The sequence below is a fragment of the Gordonia sp. (in: high G+C Gram-positive bacteria) genome (genome assembly GCF_020438995.1).
In the GTDB taxonomy this organism is placed as follows: Bacteria; Actinomycetota; Actinomycetes; order Mycobacteriales; family Mycobacteriaceae; genus Gordonia.
Window position 1 is genome coordinate 1 of the sequence record NZ_JAGQTN010000164.1, and the last position, 3,893, is coordinate 3,893.

Annotated in this window: 1 protein-coding gene; it reads left to right on the top strand. The window is 67.6% G+C overall.

Annotation, left to right across the window (positions count from 1 at the left end; translation table 11 throughout):
• Positions 1 to 24: 24 nt before the first annotated feature.
• A partial coding sequence (locus KDB67_RS11965; RefSeq protein ID WP_291015993.1) for an amino acid adenylation domain-containing protein occupies positions 25 to 3,893 on the top strand: 3,869 nt, incomplete at its 3' end.

Genomic DNA, 3,893 nt, shown 5'->3' on the forward strand with positions numbered 1-3,893 from the left:
ATCGCGGCGACGTCCGGTCATGGTGTGGCTTTGGCGCCGATCACGAGGGTTGATCCGCGTCCGGAGTTGGTGCCGTTGTCGTTTGCTCAGCAGCGGATGTGGTTCATCAACCAGTTCGACACCACCGCGGCCACCTACAACATCCCCGCGGTCCTGAACCTCACCGGCGACCTCGACGCAGATGCGCTGCGGCAGGCCGTGATCGACGTGCTCGAACGGCACGAGGTGCTGCGGACAGTGTTCCCGGCACGGGCTGGCGTACCCCACCAGGTGGTCGGGGACATCGCCGACTTCGACAGCCACGACGTGTGGCGCGTCGTCGGCACCCGCGACGAACTGCTCGCCTCGGTGACCGACGGTTTCGATGTGACCACGCAGTGGCCGCTGCGGGTGCGTCTGCTGTCCGGCGGTGACCGCGACTTCGTTCTCGCGCTGACCGTCCACCACATCGCCGCCGACGGCGAATCGATCCTGCCCCTGGTCACGGATATCGTGACCGCGTATACCGCTCGCGCTCAAGGTGATTCACCGGACTGGGCACCGCTCGAAGTGCAGTTCGCCGACTTCGCGATCTGGCAGCACACGGTGCTCGGTTCGGCCGACGACGCCGAATCGGTGATCGGCCGCCAGCTCAGCTACTGGCGCAGTCAACTTGCCGGTGCACCGGACGTTCTCGAGCTGCCCGCCGACCGCCCACGTCCGGCGGTCGCCTCGTACGCCGGCGCCGACGTCATCTTCGGGATCCCGGCCCGCGTATCGGACCGGGTCGCCGCTGTGGCAGGCGAATTCGGCGTCACCCCGTTCATGGTGGTGCACACCGCGCTTGCCGCGCTGCTGGCCAGGCTGACCGCCACCGGCGACATCATGGTCGGCACCCCGACCGCCGGCCGCGGTCAGGCCGCGCTCGACCCGCTGATCGGCATGTTCGTCAACACGCTGGTACTGAGGACCGCTGTCGACACCGGAAAGCCGTTCGCCGAGTTGCTCGACCAGGTGCGGGTCACCAATCTGGACGCCCTCGAATACTCCGATGTTCCGTTCGAATCGGTCGTCGAGGCCGTCGACCCGGTACGCAGCGAAGCGTTCGCGCCCCTCGCGCAGGTGATGCTCTCGTTCGACCCGATCGCGTCGGTGGGCTCGGCACCCGTCGAGATCTCCGGTCTCGAGATCGTCGCCGCCGAATCACCGGTGGTTGCCGCGCAGCAGGACCTGCGGGTCGTTGTGTCCTCCGCCCCGGAAGGGCAGGACTGGACAGGTGTGCTGACGTACGCGACCGATCTGTTCGACGAGCCGACGATGAGCACTCTCGCCGAGAGATTCGTCCGCATGCTGGATGCGTTGACCGAACGCCCCGCAACGGTCGTCGGCGATGTCGACCTGCTCCTTTCCGACGACAGGCGCCTTCTCGGGAGCCTGCCCGAGCCAGTCACTCGTACCGAACATTCCGGTGCGACTCTAGTGGATTCGTTCACCGCGTCCGCAGCGGCGCACGGTGACTCGGTCGCCGTCACCGCCGGTGACGCGGCACTGACGTACGCAGAACTCGATCGGGACTCGGATGCGGTTGCCGCGGGCCTGATCTCACGCGGCACCGCCATCGGCGACCTGGTGGGTGTGGCCACCGCCCGCACCACCGACCTCGTCACCGCGATCATCGGTGTCCTCAAGGCGGGCGCCGCATATGTGCCGCTCGACCTCACCAACCCGGTCGCGCGCCTGTCGCACATCGTGTCCGACGCGGGCGTGGCCGTCGTCCTGACCGACGATTCGTCGGCCGGTCACGAACTGTGGGCAGCGGTGCCGGACGGTGTCGAGGCTGTCGACGTCCGCACGCTGGTGTCGGCGAACAGCGGCGCGTCGCCACTGGGTCCCGTTGCCGTCCCGGCTGATTCGCGGGCCTATGTGATCTACACGTCCGGTTCGACCGGCCTGCCCAAGGGTGTGGAGGTCACCCACCGCGGTGTGGTCACGCTGCTCGACACCACCGCAGGCGACTTCGAGTTCGGTGCCGACGACGTCTGGACCATGTTCCATTCGTACGCCTTCGACTTCTCGGTGTGGGAACTGTGGGGGGCACTGTATTACGGCGGTCGCTGCGTCATCGTCGACCGCGACGTGGCCCGCGACATCGACCGGTTCGTCGGCCTTCTCGCCGCCGAAGGCGTCACCTCGCTGAGCCAGACACCGTCTGCGTTCTACCAGCTGATCGACGCCCGCCGGCGCAATCGGGTCGACCTGCGGCTGCGATACGTCGTATTCGGCGGCGAGGCACTGAGTTTCGAACACGTGCGGCGCTGGTACGACGCATTCCCCGCCGACGATGCGCGCCTGGTGAACATGTACGGCATCACCGAGACCACGGTTCACGTCAGTTACCGCGAACTCGACTCCGACTCGGTGTCGGCCGACGACGCCTCGTACATCGGGCGCCCGCTGGCGTCGCTGGGAATTCACATCCTCGACGATCGGCTGCGACCGGTTCCGGTTGGTGTTCCGGGTGAAATGTACGTCACCGGTGGACAACTCACCCAGGGCTACCTTGGCCGCCCCGACCTGTCGTCGACGCGCTTCGTCGCCGACCCGTTCGCCGGGGACGGTTCGCGGATGTACCGCACCGGCGACCGCGCGCGACGTGTCGGTAACGACATCGAGTACCTCGGCCGCGGCGACGCGCAGGTCCAATTGCGCGGATTCCGTATCGAATTCGGCGAGATCGAGGCGGCGCTGCTGACCGCGTCCGGCGTGGTGGGTGCAGCCGTCCGCATCGTCGACGGACCGTCCGGCGACACCCTTGTCGGGTATGTCGTCGCCGACGGCGGACGCGACGTGGTCGCCGACGACGTGATCACCGCTGCGGCACGGCAACTGCCCGCGTACATGGTGCCCACGCTGGTGCTCATCGTGGAAGCACTGCCGTTGACCGCCAACGGCAAACTGGACCGCGACGCCTTGCCCGATCCTGAGTTCGGGGCGCACAGCGAAGGTGTGGTGGCACCGCAGACCGCCGCGGAGCTGGCGGTGCTGAAGGCGTTCACCGACGTTCTCGGCCTCGACCGCATCAGTGTGACCGACTCCTTCTTCGACCTCGGCGGCAACTCGCTGTCGGCGATGCGCTTGGCTGCGCAGGCCGGAGAGGCTCTCGGCGTTGATATCTCGGTGCGCGAGGTGTTCACCGCATCGACGGTCCGCGCGCTCGCCGCCGCGGTCGCGGGCAATGCCGAGGCCCTGTCGCCGATCGTCGCGGTCGAACCACGCCCTGCCCGGGTACCGCTGTCGTTCGCGCAGCAGCGCATGTGGTTCATCAACCGCTTCGAGGCATCGGCGGCAACCTACAACATTCCGGCGGTCCTGCGCCTGACAGGCTCACTCGACGTGGATGCGTTGCGGCAGTCCGTGATCGACGTCCTCGCACGCCACGAGGTACTCCGCACGTCGTTCCCGTCCGAAGCCGGCGTGCCCTACCAGCAGGTCGGTGACATCGCCGAGTTCGACGCCCGTCGCATCTGGCGGGTCGTCGACTCCGACGACGCGCTGTTCGCTTCGGCGACTGCCGGTTTCGATGTGACGACGCAGTGGCCGTTGCGGGTGACCCTTCGTGACGCCTCGCCTAGCGGCTCGGCTCCTCAGGGAGCGGGGGAAGGCGCGTTGCCTAGCGGTTCGGCTCCTCAGGGAGCAGGGGAGGACGGTACCACCTTCTTGATCCCTGAGGCCGATGCGACGAAGGAGCGAGGGTCGCGAAGGGTCCGGCGAGACGAGCACCATGACGCCACCCCGGCCGGCGAGTACCTCCTGGCGGTGGTCGCCCACCACATCGGTGTCGACGGTGAGTCGATGCTGCCGCTGGTGACTGACATCGTCGCCGCGTACACCGCACGCACCCAGGGCGATACACC